The 24550-nt window shown below is 70.5% G+C and carries 15 protein-coding genes; 10 read left to right on the top strand and 5 right to left on the bottom strand.

Annotation, left to right across the window (positions count from 1 at the left end):
* The first annotated feature begins 302 nt into the window (after nucleotides 1-302).
* From ACFV4P_RS18000 to ACFV4P_RS18010, 3 genes are all read left to right on the top strand, one after another.
* Entirely contained in the window at nucleotides 303-2465 is a 2163-nt protein-coding gene (locus ACFV4P_RS18000; RefSeq protein WP_380472162.1) for an MMPL family transporter, read from the top strand.
* 309 nt (nucleotides 2466-2774) lie between these two features.
* Nucleotides 2775-2978, top strand: coding sequence for a cold-shock protein (locus ACFV4P_RS18005; RefSeq protein ID WP_043913331.1), 204 nt, complete (start codon nucleotides 2775-2777; stop codon nucleotides 2976-2978).
* Between the two features lie 174 nt (nucleotides 2979-3152).
* On the top strand, nucleotides 3153-5000 hold the full coding sequence (locus ACFV4P_RS18010; RefSeq protein ID WP_380472164.1) for a DEAD/DEAH box helicase: 1848 nt from the start codon (nucleotides 3153-3155) through the stop codon (nucleotides 4998-5000).
* A gap of 164 nt (nucleotides 5001-5164) precedes the next feature.
* Here ACFV4P_RS18010 and ACFV4P_RS18015 read toward each other — a convergent pair whose 3' ends face one another.
* On the bottom strand, nucleotides 5165-5608 hold the full coding sequence (locus ACFV4P_RS18015) for a MarR family winged helix-turn-helix transcriptional regulator (protein WP_380472166.1): 444 nt from the start codon (nucleotides 5606-5608) through the stop codon (nucleotides 5165-5167).
* A gap of 107 nt (nucleotides 5609-5715) precedes the next feature.
* On the opposite strand from ACFV4P_RS18015, the gene ACFV4P_RS18020 reads away from it, so the two are divergent.
* The 7 genes from ACFV4P_RS18020 (at nucleotide 5716) to ACFV4P_RS18050 (ending at nucleotide 20052) form a co-directional block, all read left to right on the top strand.
* Nucleotides 5716-6204, top strand: a complete 489-nt coding sequence (locus ACFV4P_RS18020) for a hypothetical protein (RefSeq protein WP_380472168.1) — start codon at nucleotides 5716-5718, stop codon at nucleotides 6202-6204.
* Nucleotides 6205-6341: 137 nt separating this feature from the next.
* Nucleotides 6342-6656, top strand: a complete 315-nt coding sequence (locus ACFV4P_RS18025; protein ID WP_073813543.1) for a hypothetical protein — start codon at nucleotides 6342-6344, stop codon at nucleotides 6654-6656.
* Nucleotides 6653-7588, top strand: a complete 936-nt coding sequence (locus ACFV4P_RS18030) for a WXG100 family type VII secretion target (RefSeq protein WP_380472170.1) — start codon at nucleotides 6653-6655, stop codon at nucleotides 7586-7588. Before ACFV4P_RS18025 ends, ACFV4P_RS18030 begins: the two co-directional genes overlap by 4 nt.
* A gap of 43 nt (nucleotides 7589-7631) precedes the next feature.
* Entirely contained in the window at nucleotides 7632-8228 is a 597-nt protein-coding gene (locus ACFV4P_RS18035) for a hypothetical protein (RefSeq protein WP_380472172.1), read from the top strand.
* A gap of 487 nt (nucleotides 8229-8715) precedes the next feature.
* Nucleotides 8716-13011, top strand: coding sequence for a LamG domain-containing protein (locus tag ACFV4P_RS18040; RefSeq protein ID WP_380472173.1), 4296 nt, complete (start codon nucleotides 8716-8718; stop codon nucleotides 13009-13011).
* 112 nt (nucleotides 13012-13123) lie between these two features.
* A complete protein-coding gene (locus ACFV4P_RS18045; RefSeq protein WP_380472175.1) occupies nucleotides 13124-19639 on the top strand; it encodes an RHS repeat-associated core domain-containing protein in 6516 nt (2171 codons plus the stop codon).
* 35 nt (nucleotides 19640-19674) lie between these two features.
* Nucleotides 19675-20052, top strand: a complete 378-nt coding sequence (locus tag ACFV4P_RS18050; RefSeq protein WP_380472177.1) for a hypothetical protein — start codon at nucleotides 19675-19677, stop codon at nucleotides 20050-20052.
* A gap of 85 nt (nucleotides 20053-20137) precedes the next feature.
* Here the strand turns inward: ACFV4P_RS18050 and ACFV4P_RS18055 are convergent, their stop codons facing one another.
* From ACFV4P_RS18055 to ACFV4P_RS18070, 4 genes are all read right to left on the bottom strand, one after another.
* Nucleotides 20138-21436, bottom strand: coding sequence for a CbiX/SirB N-terminal domain-containing protein (locus ACFV4P_RS18055; RefSeq protein WP_380472179.1), 1299 nt, complete (start codon nucleotides 21434-21436; stop codon nucleotides 20138-20140).
* Nucleotides 21437-21441: 5 nt separating this feature from the next.
* Nucleotides 21442-22359, bottom strand: a complete 918-nt coding sequence (locus tag ACFV4P_RS18060) for an ABC transporter permease (RefSeq protein ID WP_380472181.1) — start codon at nucleotides 22357-22359, stop codon at nucleotides 21442-21444.
* Nucleotides 22346-23149, bottom strand: a complete 804-nt coding sequence (locus tag ACFV4P_RS18065) for an ABC transporter ATP-binding protein (RefSeq protein WP_380472183.1) — start codon at nucleotides 23147-23149, stop codon at nucleotides 22346-22348. Before ACFV4P_RS18065 ends, ACFV4P_RS18060 begins: the two co-directional genes overlap by 14 nt.
* A 151-nt stretch (nucleotides 23150-23300) precedes the next feature.
* A complete protein-coding gene (locus tag ACFV4P_RS18070; protein ID WP_380472184.1) occupies nucleotides 23301-24446 on the bottom strand; it encodes an aliphatic sulfonate ABC transporter substrate-binding protein in 1146 nt (381 codons plus the stop codon).
* Between the last annotated feature and the right edge of the window lie 104 nt (nucleotides 24447-24550).

Consider the following 24550-nt stretch of genomic DNA (forward strand, 5'->3'; position numbering starts at 1 on the left):
GGAGGGTTCTCCTCCTTGAGGGCAGCCGGGCGTCCACCCTGAGGGGGAGCTGTCTCCACCCCGAGCACGAGGTGGGAAGGGGTGCCGACGGGCGACGATGGATCGGGGCCGGCTCCGTGGCCGCCCCTAGGGGGCGCGCACGAAACCCACTTGCCGGGCGGCAAGTCAGGTCCCGTAGGATGCCCGCTAACACTTACCTGCCGACCGGCTAGGCCCTGCCGAGGGTTTCGCGTGCCGGTCCAGCCGTTGCCCGGTCCCCGTCCCCCGGCTGCGGTGAACCATGCCCAGGAGGCATTTCGAGCATGTTCCACCGACTTGGACACTTCGTCGTCAAGCGGGCGTGGTGGGTGATCATCGCCTGGGTGATCGGCTCCATCGCGCTGGTCGCGGGCGCCCCGAAGCTGAGCGCCTCGACCGACGAGTCAGAGTTCCTGCCGAAGCACTACGAGTCCATCCGGGCCGCAGTGGTCCAACAGGACAAGTTCCCGGCCGAGTTCACCCCCGGCGCGATCCTGATGTTCGAGCGCACCGACGGCGCCGCGCTGACCGACGCCGACAAGGCCGACATCGCCAAGATCACCCAGGGTCTGACCGACAAGCACATACCCCTGGTCGAGCAGGTCATCCCCCCGATGGAGGGGAAGACCATCTCGCAGGACGGTCACTACGCGATGGGCATGGTCTCCATCGACAAGACCAAGATGCAGACCGACGAGTACCCGCTGGCCGCCAAGGACCTGCGTGACGAGGGCAAGGAGCTCGCCAAGGGCACCGCGCTGAAGTTCCAGGTCGGCGGCCAGGCCGCGATGGCGCAGGACCAGAAGGAGTCGTCCAGCGCCACCGACGCGATCACCATGCTCGCCACCATCGTGCTGATCGTGGTCATCGTCGGCGTGATCTTCCGCGGCATCCTGGTCGGCTGGCTGCCGGTGCTGCTGTCGCTGTTCCCGATGATCGCGGCCAGCGGCCTGATCGCCTTCGTCACCGACATCTTCGACCTGAAGTCCTCGCCGATCGCCTCGGCGATCGACATCGTGGTGATCCTCGGCGTCGGCACCGACTACTTCCTGTTCCTGATGTTCCGCTACCGCGAGCGCCTGCGGGCCGGCGACGACCGCAAGGCCGCCGTGGCCAACGGCGTCGCCCGGGTCGGCGAGGCGATCGCCTCGGCGGCCGGCGCGGTCACCGTCGCCTTCGCGGTGCTGCTGCTCTCCGAGCTCGGCATGTTCACCTCGCTCGGCCCGGCGCTGGCCATCTCGGTCATCGTCACCGCGCTGGCCTCGCTCACCCTGACCCCGGCGCTGCTCTCCGTCATCCCGGCGAAGGCCACCTTCTGGCCCGGCCGCAAGTGGATGCAGGAGCCCACGGGCGCCCGCTTCCACAAGCTCGGCAAGGTCGTCGGCCGTCGCCCCGGCATCATCGCGCTGGTCTCCGGCGGTCTGCTGGTGGTCCTCTCGCTGGCCGGCCTCGGCTACAGCGGCACCTTCGACATGGCCAAGAGCATGATGCCGAAGGACAAGGAGTCCATGGTCGTCATGGAGGCCCTGACCAAGGGCTTCTCGGCCGGCGCCGCCGACCCCACGCACGTCTTCGTCACCGGCAAGGACGGCGCCAAGCTCGACGCCGCCCAGCTGGACGGCTTCGGCGCCAAGCTCGGCCAGGTCCCCGGCGTCGCCACCGTCCAGGCCGAGCACAAGCTCAGCGAGGACGGCACCACCGCCGACTTCGTCGTGATGCTCAAGGACTCCGCGGCCAGCAACGCGGCGATCGACACCGTCACCGAGCTGCGCACCGCCGCCCACGCGGACGCGCCCGCCGGCACCGAGGCGCTGGTCGGCGGCACCTCGTCGGTGTACAAGGACATCAACCTGGCGATGACCCACGACTACAAGCTGGTCTTCCCGGTGGCAGGTCTGCTGATCCTGCTGATCCTGGGCCTCCAGCTGCGCAGCGTGGTCGCGCCCTGGTACCTGATGGCCTCGGTCGGCCTCGGCTTCGCCGCGACCCTGGGCGCCACCACGCTGGCCTTCCTCAAGATCGGCTCCGAGCCCGGCCTGATGTTCATGCTGCCGATCTTCATCTACCTGTTCGTGGTGGCGATCGGCACCGACTACAACATCCTGATCATCGCCCGACTCCGCGAGGAGGCCCGCGAGGGCCGCAACCCGCGCGAGGCGGCCAGCGAGGCGGTCCGGCACGCCGGACCGACCGTCGCCGCGGCCGGCTTCATCCTGGCGGCGTCCTTCGCGACCTTCATGCTGGCGGGCAACGTGCTCTTCGCCGAGCTCGGCTTCGCGCTGGCCATCGGCATCGTGCTGGCGGCCTTCGTGATGGCGATGTTCTTCACCCCGGCGATCACCGCGCTGCTCGGCAAGAAGGCCTGGTGGCCCGGTCACGGCGCGATGCCCGACCACGGCCCCGAGGCCGTCGCCGCCCGCGAGCCGCAGCCCGCCGGCCAGGCCTGAACGGCCACGCACGGGTAGCTCCGGACAGCCCTGAGTGAAGGGGCATGCGGTCCAACCGGACCGCATGCCCCTTCGCCGTCCCGTCGAAACACGGTGTGACCAGCGGAACTTTTGCCGCCGTCGACGAAGGGGACCGTGCTATTGTCGAAGCAGTTGCAGTATTGGTTCCCATGAACGTGTGTGTGCGCCTGCTGGTTCCAACCACAGGCGCATTTGTTTTGTCCGGTGTTTAGTCTCCGGATGGGGATCGCGGCTACGTGGGGTGCACGAGGTGTGTGCCCCAACGCCCCAGTGAAAGTGGAGACGGTTATGGCTACCGGCACCGTGAAGTGGTTCAACAGCGAAAAGGGCTACGGCTTCATCGAGCAGGACGGCGGCGGCGCTGACGTCTTCGCTCACTACTCGAACATCCAGTCCCAGGGCTTCCGTGAGCTCGTCGAGGGCCAGAAGGTCGAGTTCGACGTGACCCAGGGCCAGAAGGGCCCGCAGGCGGAGAACATCCGCACCATCTGAGTCCCGGCTCACGCCGACTCTTAGATGTTGTGGGCGAGGGCCCGTACCTCCACAGGTACGGGCCCTCGTCCATGCCGCCCGACGGCCGGGGCGGCCCTTCCTCCCGGACGGCCGACATCCTGCCGACGCGCCGACGCGCGCCGGCCGACGGCCCTCCAGGAAGAGGAAACACGCATGTCAGAGCAGTCCCGTCCGCAGTCCGCACGGTCCGCACAGTCCGCTTCGCGCGGTGAGTCGCGCGGTGAGTCGCGTGGTGACCAGCCCCGCGCGCGGAAGCCGCGCACCGGCGCGTCCCGTGGCGGTGCGCCGCGCGGTGGTTCCGAGGCCCGCGGTGGTTCCGAGGCCCGCGGTGGTTCGTCCCGCGGTGGTTCGTCCCGCGGTGGTTCGTCCCGCGGTGGTTCGTCCCGCGACGGCGAGCAGGCCCGTGCCGAGCGTTCGCGTCGGCCGCGTCGTGGCGCCGTGACGACGGCCGCGCCCGCCGAGGACTTCACGCCCGTGCAGGGCACCCCGTCCCGCCCGCCGGCGGCGAGCTTCGCCGAGCTGAACCTCCCGTCCGGGATGATGAAGGAACTCGGCGCGCAGGGCGTGACCGAGCCGTTCCCGATCCAGGCCGCCACCCTGCCGGACGCGCTGGCCGGACGCGACGTCCTCGGCCGCGGCCGTACGGGCTCCGGCAAGACCCTGGCGTTCGGCCTGCCGTTGCTGGTGCGCACCGCCGGCAAGCGCGCCACCGCCCGCCACCCGCTGGCCCTGGTGCTGGTGCCCACCCGTGAGCTCGCCCAGCAGGTCACCGAGGCGCTCGCCCCCTACGCCGGGGCGCTCGGCCTGCGGATCACCACCGTGGTCGGCGGCATGTCGATCACCCGCCAGTCCAACCAGGTCCGCCGCGGCACCGAGGTCCTGGTCGCCACCCCCGGCCGCCTGGACGACCTGATCCAGCGCGGCGACGTCCGCCTGGACGACGTCGCCATCACGGTCCTCGACGAGGCCGACCAGATGGCCGACATGGGCTTCCTGCCGCAGGTCGTCAAGCTCCTGGAGCAGGTCGCCGAGGGCGGGCAGCGGATGCTGTTCTCCGCCACCCTGGACCGCAACGTGGACCGGCTGGTCAACCGTTTCCTCAGCGACCCCGTCACCCATTCGGTGGACCCGTCGGCCGGTGCCGTCACCACCATGGACCACCACCTGCTCCAGCTCGACCCCGCCGACAAGGCCGAGACCACCGCCCGGATCGCCGCCCGCGAGGGCCGCGTGATCATGTTCGTGCACACCAAGCACGGTGCGGACCGCCTCGCCAAGCAGCTGCGCGCGCACGGCGTGGTCGCCGCCGCGCTGCACGGCGGCAAGTCGCAGCCGCAGCGCAACCGGGTCCTCGACCAGTTCCGCGACGGCCAGGTCACCGCGCTGATCGCCACCAACGTCGCCGCCCGCGGCATCCACATCGACGGCCTCGACCTGGTCGTCAACGTCGACCCGCCGATCGACCACAAGGACTACCTGCACCGCGGCGGGCGCACCGCGCGGGCCGGCGAGTCCGGCACCGTGGTCACCCTGGTGCTGCCCGAGCAGCGCCGCGAGGTCAACCGGCTGATGAGCGTCGCCGGCATCCGGCCCACCATCACCAAGGTCCGGCCCGAGGACGGCGAGCTGAAGCGCATCACCGGCGCGCGGATGCCGTCCGGCGTGGCTGTCGTGCTGCCGGTCCCGGCATCTGTCGCCGCTGCTGCTGCCGCCGCGGTCGCCGAGCCCGCCGCGGAGGGGCGCGGGCGTGGGCGGGGTGGTGCGAAGCCGGTGGACGGCGAGGCGCGTCGGCGTCCGGCGAAGCGGACCGGCGGGCTGCCGAAGGACGTCGACATGAGCGGCAACCCGCGACGCCCCCGGCCCAAGCAGCGTCCGGGCGGCGGGAGTTCGCAGATGGCGGCCGGGTTCATCGGGAAGTCGTCGGGGCGGGCGAAGCCGGGGTCCGGGACGAAGAGCGGCTCGAACTACGGGACGGGGCGGCAGCGGCGCAAGTCGGAGTAGGGCTGCGCGGGGCCGGGGCGCGGAGAAGGAGCGCACGCCAGCTGGGCCGCGATCACGTGCAGGTCACTGTCCTGCGTTGCGATCTTGCGGTTGGGAGCCTTCCGCTTCGCGCAGTTCCCCGCGCCCCCGGTGGTGCATCCCCTGGTTGTGCGGGCTCCTGTTGTTCAGCGGCCCATGTTCCGGACGGCGGCGACCAGGGGGGCCAGTTCGGGGCGGGTCTCGGCGGCGGTGAGGGCTTCGGCGAGGGCGGCGTCGTGGGTGGGGCGGGCCCGGTCGAGGAGGGCGAGGCCGGCGGGGGTGACGTTGGTGTAGATGCCGCGCCGGTCGGTGGGGCAGAGGTAGCGGGCGAGCAGGCCGCGGTCCTCCAGGCGGGTGACCAGGCGGGTGGTGGCGCTCTGGCTGAGGACCACCGAGTCGGCGAGCCGGTTCATCCGGAAGTGGCCGCCGTCGCCCTCGTGCTGCTCGCTCAGGACGTTCAGTACGGAGAACTCGCGGACGCTGAGCTCGTGTTCGGCCTGCAGAGCGCGTTCGATGTGGGCTTCGAGGCGGCCGTGCAGCGAGGTCAGGGCGCACCAGCCGTGCGCCAGGCCGGGGTCCGGGCGGGTCATGGGCCGTGCTCCCTTCGGGGTGGGGTCGTTCACTCCGTACAAGCCTAGTCGAAATCTGCAAATTCCCGCGCCTGCAAGTATCTGCATGCGGAGTGAGGAGGCGGTCGATGGAGCAGCACGTGCGCCTGGACGCGCAGGAAGCCGCGCTGGACGCCCTGCTGGCGGCGCTCGACGTGACGGTCGAGGCGTCGGGGGACGAGCGGGTGGCCCGGTTGGAGGCGCGGGCGTCGGGATTCGCGCAGTACCACCGGATCGGCCACAAGCGGCAGGCCGCGTACCGGCGGCTGGCGGCGGACCGGGAGGCGGCGCACCGGCTGTACCCGCTGGTGCTGGACGCGCTGCTGGCCGACGACGACGCGTCCTCGCCGCGCTGGCTGGCGCAGGTGCTGGTGTCGGTGGGCGGCCGGCGGCGGTTGCAGGAGGAGTTGGCGGCGGCCGTGGCGGACGGCGACCCGTTGCGGCAGGTGTGTGCGGTGGGTGCGTGGCGGTGGGCGGAGGCCGTGGACGGGCCGCTCGCGGAACGGTTCCTGACGGCGCGTCGGGAGGCGGCCGAGCGCTGCACCGACCCGTGGGTGCGCGTCCGGCTGGCCGACTGAGCGTCAATTGGCGGGCCCGGGGTACCTCTTGCGGGCGAGGCCGTGTTAGCTTCTTTGCCAATTCATGGTCTGCGTATGGCGTCGTCTATGCCGTCGCCGAAGCGGTGGGCCTGGCAACGGGGAAGAGGTACGCCGACATGGCGGGGGAGTTCACGGTCGATCCGGACGCGTTGCGCCGGTTCGCCCGCACCAGCATCGAACGGGCCGAGCGGCTGCGGGCGATCCGCGCCGAACTCGGCGGGCACCAGCTGTCGCCGTCCGCCTTCGGGAAGCTCCCGGAGTCCGACGAGACCGGCCGCGACTACGTGGAGCGTTCCGAGGCGGCGATCGAGAACGCCGGGGCCGCCGCCGACACCATGGACCGGATCGGCGAGTACGCGGACGGCATGGCCGGCGCGTACGAGCGGGTCGACGAGAGCATCGAGCGCGGGATGCAGGCGATCGTCGGATGAGCGGGCCGATCGCGGGCGCAGTCGACGCCTACACGAAGATCAACGACTGGATGTCCCCGCTGGGCAACGTGATCGACGAGATCATGCGTCCCATCGTGGAACCGCTCGCCGAGCCGCTGGAGTTCGTCACCGGCGACCCGGAGGGCCTGGAGGCCGCCGCCGAGCTGTGGCGCAAGCAGGCCGAGCAGCTGCGCGAGGTGATCGCCGACCAGCGTCGTGACCGGGCCTCGCTGGCCGGTGAGTGGCAGGGCGAGGCGTCCGAGGCGTTCCAACGCGAACTCGCCGAGTACGAGCAGGCGTTGGAGGCCGAGGCGGAGGACATGGCGGGCACCGCCGAACTCCTCGACGAGGCCGCCGCCGAGGCCCGGATGGCGCAGGACCTGGTCGAGACGATCATCCGCGAGCTGATCGAATGGGCGATCATCACGCTCGCCGCGTCCATCGCCTTCAGCGTCATCACCGCCGGCATCTCGCTGGCCGCCGAAGCCGCCGCCGCTGCCGCCGAAGGCACCATCGCCAGCGTCCGAATAGCCAACCTGGTACGGAAGTTGGCCAGCGCGCTGAAGAAGATCGCCGACGCGATGAAGGCGCTCAAGGCCGTCTCCAAGCGGCCGCACCTCAACCCGAAGAAGCCCTGGACCTGGAACAAGCCGCTGGACGTCGAGGCGTACCTGGCCAAGACGGCGACCAAGACGATCGGCAAGGCCGGGCTGCACGGCATCGGCCTGACCGGCAACCCGGCCGGCGAGGCGCTCCAGCAGATCACCCAGAGCGGCGCCGGCATCCTCGCCGACGAGGCCGACGACCGGATCAGCGGCAACACCGGGCCCAGCACCGGTCTGCGGCAGAAGACCGGCATCGCCCAGCCCGCGAAGGAGCCCGAGCTCAGCCCCGAGGAGCGCCGCCGCCGCTTCGAGGACGCCTTCGGGTGAGCCGGCTCGCCGCCGTGTTGCCACTACAACGAGGAGAAGCACTGTGCTCGACCGGGACCGCCAGTTCGCCGCACCGTTCCTGGCCGCCGGCGAACAGCTGCTGGCCGCCGCGCCCGTCTCGCTGGCGCCCGGCATCCCCCGCCCGCCCGAGGAGCTGCTGACCCCGCGTCAACCGGGCGAGCTCGAACAGAAACTGGCCAAGCCGTTCAGCCTGCTGCGGCGCGCGTACGCGGTGGTCAACCCGGTGTCGGCGGCGGTCGGCGCCGTCGAGAACCGGATGATGGACGCCGTGCCGGACTCCGCCTGGCACGGCCAGGGCATGGGCGGCGACTGGCACTCCACCGCCGGCCGCCTCGTCGTCCGCCTCCACGAGGACGGCGCGAACGGCAGCGGCCTGCTCGCCCTCACCGACCGCCGCCTGTTCCTGCTCGCCGACCGCGCCAAGCTCTGGCAGCTCACCGAACAGCACGCCCTGCAGTTCGAACTCCCCCGCCACGAGATCGCCGCCGCCCACCGCAACGCCAAGGGCGTCACCCAACGCGGCCGCGTCGACCTCCACTTCCGCGACGGCTCCTGGGCGGGCGTCACGACGCCGCTGCCGTCGGCGGCGGACGAACTCGCGGCCGCGTTCTCCGGCTGACCGTAACTGTCGCGGACCCCGGCGCGTCCCTGCTGTGTGGGCAGCGGGTGCGCGCCGGCGAGGTCGGCGACGCGGGCGTTCCTGAGCCTGTGGGTGTTCGAAACTGATGAGCCGTCACATCTGCTTGAACATCGAGACGTTCGCATCCAACCAGCGGGCTTCCGATATCCCCGCGCGCATCAACAGTGCTTGAGCTCCACTGAGATGGCGATGCCGGGCCCGGCTTTCTCTTGCAGAACTGACGATACGTCAGAGACCGGGTTTTGATTGGATCGACGCCTTCCCTGATCAACCCTTTTGTGGTGGTTCATCCGCGCAAGAGTGTGATTGATAATTTATGTCTTTACCTGTCATTTTCGTTGCCTGGAACAGGTATTGACAGTTGTATGAGCCCACCTTGATGATCGTGGCTCACATGTGATGATCATTTTGAATCGTGGGATGTGACGTGCTGGAAAGATCCGTGGGGAGACGGAGGACGCGCGGGTTGACCGCAGCCGCTCTCGTTCTGGGAATCACGGTGGGGGCGTTCGGGATACCGGACGCCACCCCCGCGGCGGCGGCCGAGAACGCACCGACGCAGAGCCCTGCGACGCCGGCCGAGCCCGCCGATACGGCGGAGACGCTGGCGGTCGCCGAGGCGAAGCGGACCGGGAAGCCGGTGGAGGTCGAGGCGTTGCGGGGCGAGAGCTCCGACGTGGTGGCGCAGCCCGACGGGCGGCTGCTGTCGACGACGTACGTGCAGCCGAAGCGGACCCGCAAGGCGGGCCGTTGGGTGGACCTGGACCCGGCGCTCCAGGCGCTGAAGGGCGGAGCCCTCGCGCCGAAGGGTTCGACCGCGGACCTGGAGTTCTCGGGCGGCGGTGACCAGCCGCTGGTGCGGATGTCGACGGCCGGCAAGGAGCTGAAGCTCTCCTGGCCGAAGGCGCTGCCGAAGCCGGTGGTCGACGGGGCGGTCGCCGAGTACCGCTCGATCCTCCCCGACGTGGACCTGCGGCTGACCGCCACCACGACCGGCTTCACGCAGGTCTTCGTGGTGCACACCGCCGAGGCCGCGAAGAACCCCGAACTCGACGCGCTGCGGTTGGGGTTGAAGACCGACGGCCTGACCGTTCGACAGGAGGCGGACGGTTCGCTGAAGGCGGTGGACCCGTCCGGCGGCGGCACCGTGTTCGAGGCCCCGACACCGGTGATGTGGGACTCCGCCACGGTGGCGGCCCCGGCTGAGGCTGCGAAGTCGGCACGGGCCGCGGCTCCGGAAGCCGCCGATCCGGGAGTCCCGGTCGAGGGCGCGAAGATGACCCGGCTGAGGGTCGAACTGCCGAAGGACACCATGGTCCTGAGGCCGGACCGGGCGATGCTGGACGACCCGGCAACCGTCTTCCCGGTGATGATCGACCCGGCGTGGAACACTCCGCACGTCGCGGACTGGGCCGGTGTCTCGCGGACCTACCCGAACCAGACCTACTGGCACTTCACCTACGGCAGCTACGTGCACGACTGGGGCGTCGGCTACTGCGCCGGCGATTCGCGCTGCGCGCCGCAGGACGTGAAGCGCGCGTTCTTCCAGATCCCGAGCGGCTCGTTCGTCGGCAAGCAGATCCTGAAGGCCGAGTTCGGCACCTACGAGAGCCACTCGTACTCGTGCACCGCGGCCCCGGTGGAGCTGTGGAACACCGGCTACATCTCGAAGGGCCTGACCTGGAACGCGCAGAACGCGTCCGGGTTCTGGAGCCGCAACCTGCAGACCATCAACACGGCCAAGGGCTGGGGCAGCGACTGCCCGGGCGGCTGGCTGGAGTTCGGCGGCGACTCGGGCCCGGTCAAGAACCTGGTGCAGGACGCCGCGAACTGGGGCTGGCAGACCATCACGTTCGGCCTGAAAGCGCAGAACGAGGGCGACATCAACGCCTGGAAGCGCTTCACCGACGACGCCTACCTGCGGGTCTACTACAACCTGCGGCCGAACCAGATGCCGATGAGCGACATGACGATGTCGCCCGGCTCGGTGTGCCAGTTCAACGAGGTCGGCGTCAACCAGCTGCCGAGGGTCACGACCAAGGCCAGTGACCCGGACGGCGACGCGATCGGCGTGCAGTTCGCGGTCAACTGGGACGCCGGCGACGGCCTGCGCCGCCGCTGGTGGTCCACCGGCGCGGAGAACAACGCGCCGTCCGCGGACTTCAAGGGCTCCGGGTCGATCTTCTCCTACCAACTGCCCGACGCGTTCCCGCACAACACCCGGCTGAGCTGGGAGGCGCGGGCCTGGGACGGCGCGTCCTGGGGCCCGTGGTCCTCGGACGGCGACCCCACTGCCTGCTACTTCAACGTCGACACCGCCATCCCCGCGGGCCCGACCATCACCTCCGACTCCTACCCGGGCTCCAAGGACGCCACTGCCTCCCTGCCCTGGACCGACGGCGTCGGCCGCTACGGCTCCTTCACGCTGAAGGCGGCGAACACCACCATCACCAAGTACCAGTGGTCGCTGGACGGTTCGCCGTACACCGAGGTCCCCACCACCAGCGGTGCGGCCCAGACGGTCAAGGTGCTCCCGCAGACCCCCGGCCTGCACGTCCTGACGGCCCGCACCGTCAACGGGGCCAACACCGCCTCGCAGCCGGAGACCTACTACTTCAACGTCCTGGCCGGACAGGGACAGCGCGCCGGCTGGGCCATGGACGGCAACCTGAACGGCACCGGCGCGGAGATTCCCGCCACGCTCGGATCAGGTGCCACTCCGGGTGCCGCCGGGCACACCGGCAATGCCCTGGCGCTCAACGGTGACGCGGAGACCGGCTACGCGCAGACCGAGGCGGCGGTGCTCGACACCTCCCGGAGCTACTCCGTGTCGAGCTGGGTGCAGTTCAACGGAGCCACCACGAACCGGGTCGCAGTGAGCCAGAACGGCCCCGACTACTACGCGTTCGCCCTCGGCGCGTACTTCGTCAACAACGAGACCGAGAGCCGTTGGACGTTCAAGGTGCAGAGCGCCGCCGGTGACGCCGACAACACCACCCTCTCGGTGAGCGGCGGCGTCGCGCAGGTCGGCCAGTGGACCCACCTCACCGGCGTGTACGACGCCGCGGCGCGTTCGCTGCTGCTGTACGTCAACGGAACGCTGGCCGGCACGGCCACCGCCCCGTCCTCGCTGTGGGACGGCCACGGGCCGGTGCAGATCGGACGTGACCGCTGGAAGGGCCAGTGGTCCGCCGCGTGGCCCGGCTCGGTCGACGAAGTCAAGCTGTGGGACCGAGCGCTGACCGCGGCCCAGGCCGCGAAGGTCGCCGTCGATCAGAACCCCACCGGCACCCCGGCCAAGGCCGTCTGGCACCTCGACGAGAGCGGAACCACCACCGTCAAGGGCGCACCCGACACGGACGCCCTGACCGCCTACGGATCGGTGCAGACCGGCGTGTCCGGGATCGACGGGAAGGCCATCCACCTCGACGGCGCCACCGGCTACCTGCGCACCGCAAGGCCGCAGGTCGACGGCGCCCGGGACTTCTCGGTCTCGGCATGGGTGAGGCTGCCCGAGCTCGCCCCCAACGACACCACCGCGCGCATCGCCATCAGCCAGATCGGCCAGCACAACAGCGAGTTCTCGCTGTACTACTCGGCCGCCTGGAAGCGCTGGTCGTTCGGCCGCTACACGGAGGACACCTCGGCCGACACCCTGGTCCGCACCTGGCAGCCCGACTGCACGCCGAACACCATGGCCGGCAACGTGCCCTGCTTCGCCGGCAACACCGGCAAGTGGACGCACCTGCTGGGCGTCAACGACACCACCGCCAAGAAGCTGCGCTTCTACATCAACGGGTACCTGGTCGGCGAGTCCGACTACACCCAGACCTCGCCGTGGGCCAACCCCGGCCCGCTGCAGATCGGCGCCGTCAACCGCGAGGGCGCGAACGGCGAGTTCTTCGGCGGCGACATCGACGACGTCCGGATCTTCGACCGGGTGGTCACCACCCCCGAAGCCACCGCGATGACCAAGCAGCATCCGGAGCTGATCGGCCGCTGGAAGCTCAACTCCGCCACCGGCAGTCCGGCGGTCACACCCGGCGAGGTCGCCTCCGGCACCGTGGCCGGCCTGGGTGCGACCCTGGGCGGTGGCGCGTCCGTCAACACCGGCGGTGGCGTCCTGCTCACCCCCGGCACCCTGGCCCTCAACGGTACGACCGGCTACGCCGCGACCGCCAAGCCCGAGGTGTACACCAGCCAGAGCTTCACCCTGGCCGGTTGGGCGAACACCGCAGGCATCCCCACCCGGGACATGACGGTGCTCTCCCTGCCCGGCGCCACCAACAGCCCGGTCACGGTGCGCTGGCACTACCTGGGCCCGGACGCCAACGGGCAGCCCAGCGGCGAGTGGCAGGCCGAGGTCCGCACCGCCGACGCCGCGACCGGAGCGGTCCGCACCACGGTCGCCCACACCCCGCAGTACTCGGTGTGGGAGAACTGGGCCCATCTCGCCGTCAGCTACGACGCCTTCACCGGCCGGCTCGTGCTCTACGTCAACGGCCAGGCGGAGAACCAGACCTGCGCCGCCGGCACGACCGGCTGCGTCCCGCACGTCTCCTCCGCCGGGGCCTCCGCGCCCTACGAGGCGAAGGACGCCGGCGGCCTGCAGTTCGGCCGCAGCCGGTCGGTCGGCGCGTGGGGCGAGTACTTCTCCGGCGAACTCGACGACGTCTGGCTGTACCAGGGCGTCCTGAGCCCCGCCCAGATCATCAGGCTCGCCGACTACAACGCCGACCTGAGTACCGCCACCGGCGTCTGACCTCCTTTCCCCCCATCCCGGGCCGGGCGGCATCCTGCCGCCCGGCCCGGCCCTTCTGCCACCCGCCCGGCGTCCGCCCGGCGGGTCCGTTCCGAACAAGGAAGCTCATCAGATGAGTTCAGGAAGGTCCGTCGTGCGGCGGGCCCGGACCAGGGTGGCCGCGACCGTCGCGGCCACCCTGGTCGGGTCACTGCTGCCGACGTTGTCACTGGCCGCCGCGGCGGCCGCCGAGACCTACACGCCACCGTCGGCGGTCTCGCCCGAGAAGCCGGTCAAGACGTCCAACGCCAAGACCAAGGACCGCAAGGCCGACACCACCGTCAGCAAGCCGGACGGCAAGCACGGTGCGCTGCCCGGCAAGGGCAAGGCCACTGCCGACGTCCCCGGTGAGAAGGGGAAGGCGGCCAAGGCCGGAAAGCTGCCGGTCTCCGTCACCTCGTCGGGCACTGCCGCGAAGGCCCAGGTCGAGGTGCTCGGCCAGGACGCCGCCGCCAAGGCCGGGATCACCGGCCTGCTGTTCACCGTCGCCGGCGCGGACGAGCGCTCCGGTGTGGCCGTGGACTACTCGTCCTTCGCGCAGGCCGCGGGCTCCGGGTACGGCTCCCGGCTGAAGCTGGTGCGCCTGCCCGATTGTGCGCTGACCACTCCTCAGCTCGCCGAATGCCGCGTGCAGAGCCCGCTTCCCGGCGGTAACGACCTCGAAGCGCAGACGGTCAAGGCGGACGCGCTGACCGCCGCCCCGGACGGTTCGACCCGCATCCAGGCGATCGGCGGCCCGGTCGTCCTCGCCGCCACCACCGGCTCGGCCGGGCCGGGCGGCGACTACAAGGCCACCCCGCTCTCCTCGGCCTCGACGTGGTCGACCTCGCTGAACAGCGGATCGTTCACCTGGTCGTACGACATGCCGCTCACGGCGATGCCCGGCGAGCTCACGCCGAAGCTCGGCCTGTCCTACAACTCCGGTGTCATCGACGGCCGGACCTCCAACAGCAACAACCAGGCCTCCTGGGCCGGCGACGGCTTCGAGATGGCCCCGGGCTTCGTCGAACGCGCCTACAAGCCGTGTGCGGACGACGGCGCGCCGAAGACCGGGACCGTCAGCCCGGGTGACCTGTGCTGGGGCACCGACAACGCCACCATCAGCTTCGCGGGCCACGCCGGCGAGCTGATTCCCGTCTCTGCGGACGAGTGGCGGATCAAGGGGGACGACAACACCAAGATCGTCCGGGTCCGCGACACCGCCCGTGGCAACGGCGCCAAGGACGGCGAGTACTTCAAGGCCACCACGACCGACGGCACCAGCTACTACTTCGGCTACAACCGGCTTCCGAACTGGACGGCCGGCCAGCCGGAGACGAAGTCGGTGTACACGGTGCCGGTGTTCGGCAACGACGCCGGCGAGCCGTGCAACGCCTCGACGTTCGCCACTTCGTGGTGCCAGCAGGGATGGCGGTGGAACCTCGACCTGGTGGTCGACGCCCACGGCAACGACATCACCTACTGGTATACGCCGGAGACCAACAACTACGGCCGCAACCTGAAGGCCACCGACCGTACCCCGTACATCCGCGGTGGGCGCCTCGACCACATCGAGTACGGTCAGCAGAAGAACGACATCTACTCGGCGACCGTCAAGCCGATGGCCCGGGTGGAGTTCGGCACCGCCGAACGCTGCCTGGAGACCACCGCGGGCCGCTGCGACGCGGGTTCGATCGACGCCAACCGGCAGTACTGGTACGACACCCCGTGGGACCAGAACTGCAAGGACGGCACCGACTGCACCACCACGTACTCGCCGACGTTCTTCACCCGCAGCCGCCTGACCCAGGTCGTCGCCAAGACCCTCCAGGCCAACGGCAGCTACGCCGCCGTCGACACCTGGGACCTGACCCACAAGTGGGGCACCGCCGACTTCGACTACCAGCTCCTGCTGGACACGATCAAGCACACCGGCAACTCCGCCACCCCGGCCGTCACGCTGCCGAAGACCACCCTCGCCTACAAGCAGATGGTCAACCGGCTCGACAAGACCGGTGACGGCCGCGCTCCGTTCGTCAAGCAGCGCCTGGGCACGATCACCGACGAGATCGGCGGCCAGATCGACATCAACTACTCCGGCGAGGCCTGCACCTGGGCCGGTCTGCCCACCCCGCAGACCAACACCACCCGCTGCTTCCCGCAGATGTACAGGGCGTCCCAGGACGGCCCGGTCGTCACGGAGTGGTTCAACAAGTACGTCGTCGACGCGGTCATCGGCACCGACCGCACCGGCGGCGCACCCGACATGGTCACCCGTTACACCTACCTCGGCGACGCCGCCTGGCACTTCGACGACGAGGACGGCCTGACCAAGGAGAAGCTCAAGACCTGGTCCCAATGGCGCGGCTACGCCCACGTCCGGGTCGAGACCGGCGGCAACGCCGCCATGTCCACCCAGGCCGACCACTGGTACCTGCGCGGCATGGACGGCGACCGCGACAACCCGTCCGACAAGAACAGCAAGCGCGCCGTCACCGTGAACGACGGCGAGGGCACCACCCTCACCGACGACAATGCGTGGGCCGGCTTCGAGTACCGCACCGAGCAGTACGACAAGCCCGGCGGCGTGATCCTCGGAAAGACCGTCAGCACGCCGTGGAAGAAGGAGACCGCGAAGCGGGTCCGTGACTGGGGCACCACCACCGCGAACCTGACCGCCACCGGCAGCACCCGCAGCTTCACGTCACTCGACAAGGGCGCGGGCAGCAACTGGCGCGAGAGCCGCATCAACACCGGCTACGACGACTACGGTCGGCCCATCACGGTGGAGAGCCTCGGCGACCTCTCGGTCACCGGTGACGAGAAGTGCACCCGCTCCACCTACCTGAACAACACCTCGGCGTGGATTCTCGGCTCCGTCTCCCGGGTCGAGACGGTCGCAGCGGCCTGTGCGGCGACCGTCGACCGCGACACCAAGGCCGACGGCACGTCGGCAGTGCTGTCGGACGTGCGCTACCGGTTCGACGGCCAGGGCTACGGCACCGCCCCGACCAAGGGCGACATCACCCTGACGGAGACCCTCAAGACCCGGACCGGCAACAGTGCCACCTACCTGGACACCGCTGCCACCTACGACGGGTACGGCCGAGTCCTGAGCACCACCGAGCTGGCATCCAGCACCGTCTACGACACCACCGGCGCGACCAGCCCGGTCACCACCGCCTCGCCGAACGCCCGGACCACCGCCACCGCCTTCACCCCTGGCACCGGCCGGCCCACCAAGACAGTGGTGACCTCTCCACCGGCCACGGTCGGAAACAGTGCCACCGCACAGACCACCACGGTCGACTACGAGCTGATGCGCGGCCAGGCGAAGGACAGCATCGACACCAACAACCGTCGTACGGAGATCCAGTACGACGCGCTCGGCCGCACGCTCCGGGTGTGGCTGCACGACCGGATCGGCCAGGGCAACCCGAACCAGGAGTACGTCTACACCGTCGGCGAGAACACGGCCGCTGCCGTCGCCACCAAGACGCTCAATGAAGACGGCTCGCAGCAGGCCACCTACACCGTCTACGACGGCTTCGCCCGCGTGCGCCAGATCCAGTCGCCCGGAGACAACGGCGGCCGGATCCTCAGCGACACCTTCTACAACGACCGCGGCCTGGCCGCACTTTCCTACGCCCCTTACTACGTCGAGGGCTTGCCCTCAAGTCAACTGCAGACTGTCGGTACGAACCCCAAGCTGACCGACGGCTTGGAGACGCAGACCGCGGTCACCTACGACGGTCTCGGACGTGCCGTCAAATCCACGGTCTCGGCGGGCAACGGCGTCGGCACCCCGCTGAACTCCACGCTCACCGAGTACAACGGCGACCGCGTCACCGTCACCCCGCCCACCGGCGGCACCCCCACCACCACCATCACCGACGTGGAGGGACGTACCACCGAACTGCGCCAGTACAAGGCCGCGACACCGACCGGCGCCTACGACGCCACCACCTACGGCTACGACAAGGCCGGCAACCTCACCAAGCAGACCGACTCGGCCGGAACCACGTGGACCTGGCTGTACAACCAGCTCGGTCAGCAGACGAAGGCCGTCGACCCCGACAGCGGAACGACCGTCAAGACCTACAACGACCGGGGCGAAGTCACCAGCACCACTGACGGACGCGGGAACACCATCGCCAACGTCTACGACAACCTCGGCCGCCCGACCGAGACCCGCAGCGGCTCGGCCACCGGGCCCCTGCTGACCTCGCAGGCCTGGGACCCGGTGAACAACAAGGGCCTGCTGGCCTCCAGCACCCGCTACAGCACCGTCGGCGGAACCACCTACCAGTACACGACCGCCTACTCCCTGTTCGACGCGCTCGCCCGCCCGACCCGCACGACAGTGACGATCCCGTCCGTCCCCGGGCAGGAAGCCCTCGCCGGCACCTACCTCAGCGGCACCATCTACCGCCTCGACGGCCAGGCCAGGAGCGCCGTTTACCCGGCGGCCGGCAATCTTCCCAGCGAATCACTCGTGTTCACCTACGACTCTCTGCACCGGCTCACCGGTGTCGGTGCGGCAGGCGGCTACGCCTACCAGACCGGCCAGAGCTACAGCCTCACCGGCAAGCCGATGCAGACGAAGCTCAACAGCACCGCCGGCAAGGAGATCGTGGTCACCAACTCCTATGAGTGGGGAACCCAGCGCCTGGCCTCCAGCCGCACCGACCAGTACGGCATCAGCACTCCGGCGCGGGCAGCCGCGTACACCTACGACCAGGTCGGCAACGTCACCTCCGTCACCGACAACTCCAGCTCCGGGACCGACCGGCAGTGCTTCCAGTACGACTACCTCCGGCGTCTGACCGAGGCGTACACCCCCAACACCGGCTCCTGCTCCGTCCCTGACGGCACCAAGCTCGGCGGCCCGGCTCCGTACTGGACCAGCTGGACCTACAACACCAACGGCACCCGGGCCACCGAGACCCGGCACGACACGAGCGGCAACACCGGACAGGACTCCACCACCGCCTACACCTACCCGGCCGCGACCGCGGCCCGCCCGCACAGCCTCACCTCGACCAGCACTGTCACCGGCGCCGCCGGCACACCCGTCGTGCAGAGCTACGACTACGACAACGCGGGCAACACCGTCGGACGACACCTCAAGCCGACCGCGGACCAGACCAGCGACCAAGTACTGACCTGGGACACCGAGAGCAGGCTCTCCCGGCTCGCCGACACGGTGAAGACCGCCGTCGGCACCACCACCACGACCACCGGCAAGACCACCGACTACCTCTACGACGCGGCCGGCAACCGCCTGATAGGCCACACCCTCGACACCGCCGACCCGGCGGCCGAGAGCTGGACGCTCTACCTCGGCAACACCGAGCTCAAGCTGGTGAAGGGCGCGGCCAAGGCTGCTGCCACCCGCTACTACCCGCTCGGCTCCGCCACCGCGATCCGCACCGACGACGACAAGGTCACCTTCCAGGTCAACGACCACCACGGCACCGCCGAGGTCAACATCGACGCCACCAGCGGTGCGATGACCCAACGCCGCTCCCTCCCCTTCGGGGCCACCCGCGGCACTGCCCCCACCACCTGGGCCGGCACCCGCGGCTTCGTCGGCGGCACCAACGACCCCACCGGCCTCACCCACCTCGGAGCCCGCGAGTACGACCCGGTGCAGGGACGATTCCTCAGCCCCGACCCGGTACTCCTCACCACCGATCCGCAGCAGTGGAACGGGTACGCGTACAGCAACAACGACCCGGTGGGCCGCAGCGACCCGAGCGGAATGGTCCGGGCCCCGATCGAGTACGACAGCACGCCCGCGCCCGAAGCCCACGGGCCCGAGGCCGGCGGAGGCGTCCGGAAGGAGTCGATGGGTTGCGGGTCGCTCTGCCACCCCGGCACCACGATGGCGATGGCCGCGACGTCAGGCCCCGAATGGCGAGGAGTCAAGCACGCCACCCGGGAGCTGGCCGGAGCGCTGCTGGTCAAGGCGAGCCGCGACGAGGAGGAATTCCGCCGAACCCACCGCGAGCAGTACATGGTCATGTGTGACAAGAACTGCCTGACTGCCGCCTCCGACCCGATCACCGCAGCCTTCTCCGACTTGTGGCTGCACCCGGAACGGCACATGACGATCACTCCACTGCCTTGCGACTGGCGGTGCCATGCCCGGATCGCCGCCAACTACCTCGGCAACGTCAGTACCGTCCTTGGAGTCTTGGCGTTGGTGACCGCGCCCATTCCCTATGCGGATGCGCTATCGCCGTTTCTCGCCGGGGCCTCCCTCGCGACAGCCGCGCTAGCGGCCGGACTTGACCTCGTCGGGGGCGACCAGCAGGGAGCCGCAGTGAACGGCGTAGTGGTCGGAATGTCGGTGCTGACCGGCGGTGTCGGCGGCTGGGCCGAACGCGGCGCGGCGAAACTCGGTGTCGGCTTCCTTGCCCGAGGTATGGAAGGCGAGGTCCTCAAGAGCGGGGTCGAGACCGCGCGACTGTCACCCGGCTACAATCCGACTTGGGGCAACAAAGGTCTGAACTTTACTGCCGGAGCTGGACCAACGTTGGCCAACATCCTCGGCTGGAACGGGCATCCGGGCGAGGACCAAGGCCCCTCCAACCTCTTCAAGTGACTATGAGACTGATCGATTCACCTCCAATACCGCTCGTGCTGCTCCTGCTCGCGGTCGGCTACCTCTTGAACACCGCCGTGGTGCTGCACGTCTACGGGCTGCGGAAGAATCGGCGGATGGCGCTCATCTGCGTTGCGGCGATGATCCCGCTGGGCGTGCTGTTCGGTGCCATCCGGAGCACGGCGATGCCGACCGCGCTACTGCTGATGGCGGACGGGATGCTGGCTCTCCCGCTGGCGTTCTGGATGATTCGGAAGGACATCGCGGAGGGCGAGCGGTCCGGACGCCCGGCACCTGGGCCGCAGGACCGGAGCCCTGAGGCCACGCGCCGCGCGCGCCGGGCCGCGTTCGCAGTGTCCGGCTTGGTCGCAGTACTGGTGGCGCTGGACTACCTGCCGATCCTGCCGTCCTGAGACTGCTGGACGGACGCTGTTCGGGCCTCCGCCACTCCCTGCAACGGGGAGGGGCGGAGGCCCGAGTGTTTGGGCGTCGAAGGTGTCAGGCGGTGCGGGCGTTCGGTGCGGTGGCGGCTGCGGCCTCGGTGTGGCGGGTGAGGACGAGGTGGGCGAGTTCCGGGGCTGCGCCGAGGACCGGGGCGAGGTGGTCGGCGGTGGCGGATGCGGTGGCGATGCGGTCCGGGAGGAGGCCCGGGGCGAGGAGGTACGGGGCGACGGCGGTGGTGTGGACGGTGGGGTTGGTGTGGAGGGTGGTGAGGGCGTCCGTGACGGTGGGGGTGGTGGCCGAGGCGTAGGCGGTGGTGACGGCGGCCCAGCCGCGGGTGCGTTGCCAAGTGGCGGCCACGGCGCGGGTGGTGGCGTTGGCGGCCGGGTCTGAGGAGCCGGCGGCGGCCAGGACGATGCCGGTGCGGGTGCGGACGGCCGGGTCGGTGACGTCGAGTCCGGTCTCGGCGAGGCGGCGGTCGAGGGCGTCGAGGAGGAGAGGGGACGGGCCCAGGACGTCGGCGACGGGGATGGTGGAGCCGGCGGCGCGGAGGGCGGCCGGGATGTCGTGCTTGGCGTGGAAGGCGCGGTTGAGGAGGAGGGGGACCGCGATCGCGTCGGTGAGGCGGGGGGCGACCTGCGCGATGCGGGGGGCGCAGTGGTCCAAGTAGGCGGTGGTGACGGGGAGTTCGGGGCGCAGAGCGCGGATCGCGTCGGCGAGGGCCTCGACGGTGGCGGCGTGGCGGGGGTCGCGGGAGCCGTGGGCCAGGAGGAGGAGGGGGCGCAGGGGTTCGGTGCGCGCCGGGTGCGGACGGCCGGTGGCCGGGCGCGGCTCGTTGCCTTCCGATGTGCGTGCGACCTTGCCTCGCCGGCGGGCCGAGGCGGAGTGGGTCGATTGGCGCGGTGGTTGCTCACCTGCCCGGAGCGGGCGGTGGGTGGGGGTGAGCGCGGTGTCCGGCTGCGGCTCGTTGCCTTCCGCCGCGCGCAGTTCCCCGCGCCCCTGAGGGGGTGCGGGGTTGGGGTGAGGCAGGTCGCTTCGCTCCTGGCGGGGCACGGGGTTACGGGGCGTCAGGTCGCTGCGCTCCTGACGGGGCGCGAGGCTGCCGCCCGGCGTCAGGTCGTCGCCCGACTGACGGGGCGCGGGGTTGGGGTGAAGCAGGTCGCTTCGCTCCTGAGGGGGCGCGAGGCTGCCGCCCGGCGTCAGGTCGTCGCCCGACTGACGGGACGCGGGAGTGCCGGTCGGGTCGCTGCGCTCGCGGCGGTGTGCGCGGGTGCCGCCCCGCTCCCGGTCGCTCTGCTCGTGGCGGTGCGCAGCCGCCGGGGTGGGGGGCTGGTGGGGGGAGGGGCGGAGAGCCATCGGTGTCAGCGGGTGGTGACGAGGAGGCCGCGGCTGCGGAGGACTCGGCGTTCGAGGGGGGAGAAGAAGAGGAGGTCGATGGCGACGCCGACGGTGAGGATGAGGAGGATGCCGAGGAGGACGCCGGACATGTTGGTGAACTCGCGCTGGTTCTCCAGGTAGCGGCCGAGGCCGAGGCCCAGGTCGGGGGAGGAGGCGATGAGTTCGGCGGCCATCAGGGAGCGCCAGGAGAAGGCCCAGCCCTGCTTGAGGCCGGACAGGTAGCCGGGGAGTGCGGCGGGGAGCAGGATGTGGCGGGCGCCGCGGAGGCCGGTGGCGCCGAGGGTCTGGCCGGCGCGGAGGAAGAGCGGGGGGACCTGGTCGACGCCGGAGATGAGGCCGTTGGCGATGGAGGGGACGGCACCGAGGAGGATGACGGCGTACATCGCGGAGTTGTTGATGCCGAGCCAGATGACGGCGGCGGGGACCCAGGCGACCGAGGGCAGCGACTGGAGGCCGGAGAGGACGGGTCCGAGCGCGGCGCGGACCGGCTTGACCTGGGCGACCAGGAGGCCGATGGGGGTGCCGATCAGGACGGAGAGCAGGAAGCCGGACAGGCCGCGCCAGACGCTGGTCCAGATGATGGAGAACAGCGTTCCGGCGTACCAGAGTTCGGTGAGGGAGTGCCAGACGTTGGCGGGGCTGGGGAGCTTGTCGGGGGTGGTGAGGCGGAAGGTGTAGGCGAGCTGCCAGACGACCAGGACCAGGGCGACGCCGAGGAGCGGCGGGAGGACCGAGCGGCGCAGGACGGTGGTGAGCGGCGGGCGCTGCGCGTCGACGGTTTCGAGCGCGTCCAGGCCGGCCCCGACGCCCGCGGAGTCGTCCGTGGAGCGGCCTGCAGAGTCGTCCGAGGACGAGGCGGGGAGGGTGTCAGTGCTGGACATGGCGGCGGATCTCCCCACGCAGTTCTTCGGTGATCTCGATGGACAGATCCGCGACGCCGGCGGATTCGATGCGGCGCGGCTGCGGCAGGTCGATGCGCCATTCGCGGGCGATCCGGCCGGGGCGGGAGGAGAGCAGGACGACGCGCTGGGCGAGGCGGACGGCTTCGCGGACGTTGTGGGTGACGAACAGGACGGCGAGCTGCTTCTCGGCCCAGATGCGGGTGATCTCGTTGTGCAGGACGTCCCGGGTGATGGCGTCGAGGGCGGCGAACGGCTCGTCCATCAACAGGACTTGGGAGCCCTGGGCGAGGGAGCGGGCGAGCGCGACGCGCTGGCGCATGCCGCCGGAGAGTTCGTGGACCCGCTTCTTGTAGGAGCCGCCGAGGCGGACGAGGTCGAGCAGGCGCTCGGCCTCGGTCTGCCGGTCGGCCTTCGCCACGCCCGCGAGGCGCAGGGCGAGTTCGATGTTCTTGCCGGCGGTGAGCCAGGGGAAGAGCGCGTGGTCCTGGAACATCAGGGCGGGGCGGCCGCCGGGGACGTCGATGGTGCCGGAGGTCGGCCGGTCGAGGCCGGCGACCAGGTTGAGCAGGGTGGACTTTCCGCAGCCGGAGGCGCCGAGCAGGGTGACGAACTCGCCGGGGGCGACGGTCAGGTTGATGTCGTCCAGGACCGGGGCGGCGGTACCGGGACGGCCGAAGGTCTTGTGCACGTGCGAGAGCCGGACGGCGAAGTCGCCGTCCGGGTGGCCCGCGCCGGGGGCGTCGGGCGTGGTGGTCAGTGCCGTGGTCACGGGCACCTCCTGCGGGTGTGGTCCGGGCAGGGCAGGGAGTGGGCGCGGTGTCCGGGGTCCGCCCCGCGCCCGCCCGTGGTGTGGGCATCGAATGGGCGGGCGCGGGGCGGACCCCGGGGCCTGGAGGCAGCCAGAAGGCTTGCGGGAGGGCCTACTTGGTGCCGAGGCCGGCGTCGGCGACGGCGGGCTTTCCGGCTGCGGCGAGCACCTTGTTGAGCAGGGTCAGGTCGTAGATCCCGGCCAGGTTGGGCTTCTTGAGCAGCCCGGCGGTGACGGCGTGGTCGGCCTCGGCCTGCAGGGTGTTCGCCAGCGGGTCGTCGATGAAGTCGATGTCCTGCCAGGCCGGGTCGAGGATCGCGGCGTCGAGCGCGTTGCCGGCGTCGGCCTTGATCTGCTCGTTGGCGACGCCCTTGGCCTGGTCGGGGTTGGCCTTGATCCAGGCGTTGGTCTTCACCGAGCCGCGCAGGACGGCCTCGACCACGTCGGGGTGTTCGGTGAGGAACTTCTGCGACACGATGATGTTGGTGATGACGAACTTCTTGTCCGGCCAGACGTCCTTCTCGTTGAGCAGGACCTTCGCGCCGAGGGTGACCAGCTTGGAGGCGGTCGGCTCGGGCACCCACGCGCCGTCGATGGAGCCGGACTTGTAGGCGTCGGGGGTGACCTTGTTGTCGCTGCGGATCACCTTGACGTCGCCGTCGCCGCTGTTCGCGTCGACCTTCAGGCCCTTCTCCGCCAGGTAGTTGAGCAGCGCGACGTCCTGGGTGTTGCCGATCTGCGGGGTGGCGAGCCGCTTGCCCTTGAGGTCGTCCAGCGAGCTGATCTTCGCGGGGTTGACCACCAGCTTGACGCCGCCGGAGGCCGAACCGCCCACGATCTTCAGGGACTTGCCGCCGGTCTGGGTGTAGCCGTTGATCGCGGGGGAGGGGCCGATCCAGCCGATGTCGATGGAGCCGGCGTTCAGCGCCTCGATCTCGGCGGGGCCGGCGTTGAAGACCTGGGTCTTGATCTTGGTGCCGCCGAGCTCCTGCTGGAGGATGCCCTGCTTGAGGCCGACCAGCGCGGTGCCGTGGGTGAGGTTGGCGAAGTAGCCGATCTTCACGGTGTCGGCGGAGAGCTTCGCGCCGGACGCGGCGGGGGCGGGCGAGGAGGTCTTGTCCTCGCTCTTGGAGCCGTACGAGCAGGCGGAGAGCAGGCCGGCCGCGGTCAGGACGGCGACGGCGGCGACGGCGGTCCGTCTGATCCGGCCGGCGGCGGGGCGGGCGTGGGTATGGGTGGGCAGGGCGCTGGGTGCCATGACGAGGTGTCCCGTTCGTGGTGAAGGAAGAAGGAAGGTGACGGTGCCTGACGGGGCCGGGCCGCCCGGCCGTGCCTGCTGTGGACAGGTTCGGCGGGTCGGGC

Origin of the sequence: Kitasatospora sp. NPDC059795, from assembly GCF_042732175.1 — a bacterium.
Lineage (GTDB): Bacteria > Actinomycetota > Actinomycetes > Streptomycetales > Streptomycetaceae > Kitasatospora.

What these genes read in the sequence shown, in the direction of transcription:
- ACFV4P_RS18000 (WP_380472162.1), top strand. Translation starts at nt 303, where the DNA reads ATGTTCCACCGACTTGGACACTTCGTCGTCAAGCGGGCGTGGTGGGTG.
- ACFV4P_RS18005 (WP_043913331.1), top strand. Translation starts at nt 2,775, where the DNA reads ATGGCTACCGGCACCGTGAAGTGGTTCAACAGCGAAAAGGGCTACGGC.
- ACFV4P_RS18010 (WP_380472164.1), top strand. Translation starts at nt 3,153, where the DNA reads ATGTCAGAGCAGTCCCGTCCGCAGTCCGCACGGTCCGCACAGTCCGCT.
- ACFV4P_RS18015 (WP_380472166.1), bottom strand. Translation starts at nt 5,608, where the DNA reads ATGACCCGCCCGGACCCCGGCCTGGCGCACGGCTGGTGCGCCCTGACC.
- ACFV4P_RS18020 (WP_380472168.1), top strand. Translation starts at nt 5,716, where the DNA reads ATGGAGCAGCACGTGCGCCTGGACGCGCAGGAAGCCGCGCTGGACGCC.
- ACFV4P_RS18025 (WP_073813543.1), top strand. Translation starts at nt 6,342, where the DNA reads ATGGCGGGGGAGTTCACGGTCGATCCGGACGCGTTGCGCCGGTTCGCC.
- ACFV4P_RS18030 (WP_380472170.1), top strand. Translation starts at nt 6,653, where the DNA reads ATGAGCGGGCCGATCGCGGGCGCAGTCGACGCCTACACGAAGATCAAC.
- ACFV4P_RS18045 (WP_380472175.1), top strand. Translation starts at nt 13,124, where the DNA reads ATGAGTTCAGGAAGGTCCGTCGTGCGGCGGGCCCGGACCAGGGTGGCC.
- ACFV4P_RS18055 (WP_380472179.1), bottom strand. Translation starts at nt 21,436, where the DNA reads ATGGCTCTCCGCCCCTCCCCCCACCAGCCCCCCACCCCGGCGGCTGCG.
- ACFV4P_RS18060 (WP_380472181.1), bottom strand. Translation starts at nt 22,359, where the DNA reads ATGTCCAGCACTGACACCCTCCCCGCCTCGTCCTCGGACGACTCTGCA.
- ACFV4P_RS18070 (WP_380472184.1), bottom strand. Translation starts at nt 24,446, where the DNA reads ATGGCACCCAGCGCCCTGCCCACCCATACCCACGCCCGCCCCGCCGCC.